Raw genomic sequence first — 1,315 nt, 5'->3', positions numbered from 1 at the left:
GAAGATCGTTTGATTGTAAAAGATTCAAATGGCGCAGTGTTAGCTGATGGCGATAGTGTTACCGTTATTAAAGACCTTAAGATCAAAGGCTCCTCTTCTGTCGTAAAAGTCGGTACCAAGATCAAAAATATTCGCTTGATCGAAAGCTCTGATGATCACAATATTGATTGTAAGGTCCCAGGAATCGGTGCGCTTAAAGTGACACCGAAATACGTTAAAAAAGCTTAGTGTTGATATGTTCTCTTCATAGGGGGAATCGATATTCTCGCGTTCTATCACTTAGAGACTTTGCACTATGAACTTAGCTGAGTTTACGCCTGCTCAGTCACAAGAAGTGATTGGGCTGTTTCGTGATGTCTTTTCTCGGGCTGAGGGAAAGGAAGAGGGTTTGTTAATTGGCGACTTAGTTGCCGACTTGATTGCTAGCACCAACGAAGAAGATTTACTTGGTTTTGTTGCCTCAAAAGATGAAAGGCTTGTCGGCGCGATTTTCTTGAGTCGCTTTTTTCTCCCAAATGACAAGCTTGCTTTTATTCTTTCTCCAGTTGCCGTTGCTACGACCTGTCAAGGGCAGGGGGTAGGTCAATCCTTAATTAACTATGGTATTGAGTCTCTACAATCTCTTGGTGTAGAACTGGTTTTTACTTATGGTGACCCGAATTATTATTCTAAAGTAGGCTTTGAGCCGATTAGTGAGAACGTGGTCAAGGCTCCGTTTGAATTGAGTCAGCCAGAAGGGTGGCTGGCACAGTCACTGACAGCTTGTTCGATCGAAGCAATAGATGGCCGTTCCAGAAGTGTTAAGGCTTTGGCCAAAGCTGAGTATTGGTAAACGCGAGTATGTGCTGTGCTAAGAGTGTGTACAGTTCAAAAAAGGCAGCTTTCGAGCTGCCTTTTTTAATTGAATGGTAATAGGAAAACTATCGTGACTTCCTGTACCACTTAAGCCACTTACGAATGTCTCGGAAGTTGACTTTTCCATCTTTATTTAAGTCATATTGAGCGCAGCTTTGATCTCTACACCCCCAATGATCAATCAAGATTAAAAAGTCGGCAAAGCCCAAAACACCATCCTCATCAAAATCACCCTTTAACGGTGATTTCAAAGCTAGCTCAACAATCACAGGGTCATGATCTGAAGCTCTGTACGGGCTAGCGCTATACAGATCCGCTACTTGAGTATCACTCTTATATTCAGTGTTGTAATCAAGAACACGAGGCTCATCGGTATTGATATGCCACTCAGTGACTCCGCTTACCTGTGAGCTTAAGCTGTCACTCGCTAAAGCATGGTCAAGTGAACCTGCCTGCCCAT

General features: G+C 43.1%; 3 protein-coding genes. 2 read left to right on the top strand and 1 reads right to left on the bottom strand.

Translation table 11 applies throughout. The features are described from left to right. Positions 1-228: zinc ribbon domain-containing protein YjdM (locus tag A3729_RS07695; protein ID WP_068633556.1), on the top strand; the 228-nt coding region annotated here is incomplete at its 5' end. Positions 229-295: 67 nt separating this feature from the next. Then, entirely contained in the window at positions 296-832 is a 537-nt protein-coding gene (locus A3729_RS07690; protein WP_068633554.1) for a GNAT family N-acetyltransferase, read from the top strand. Between the two features lie 88 nt (positions 833-920). Here the strand turns inward: A3729_RS07690 and A3729_RS32545 are convergent. Continuing rightward, positions 921-1,315: dockerin type I domain-containing protein (locus A3729_RS32545; RefSeq protein ID WP_231877379.1), on the bottom strand; the 395-nt coding region annotated here is incomplete at its 5' end.

The sequence above is a fragment of the Oleiphilus sp. HI0043 genome, assembly GCF_001634935.1.
This window is presented reverse-complemented; position numbering and strand designations above follow the sequence as displayed.

What these genes read in the sequence shown, in the direction of transcription:
- A3729_RS07690 (WP_068633554.1), top strand. Translation starts at nt 296, where the DNA reads ATGAACTTAGCTGAGTTTACGCCTGCTCAGTCACAAGAAGTGATTGGG.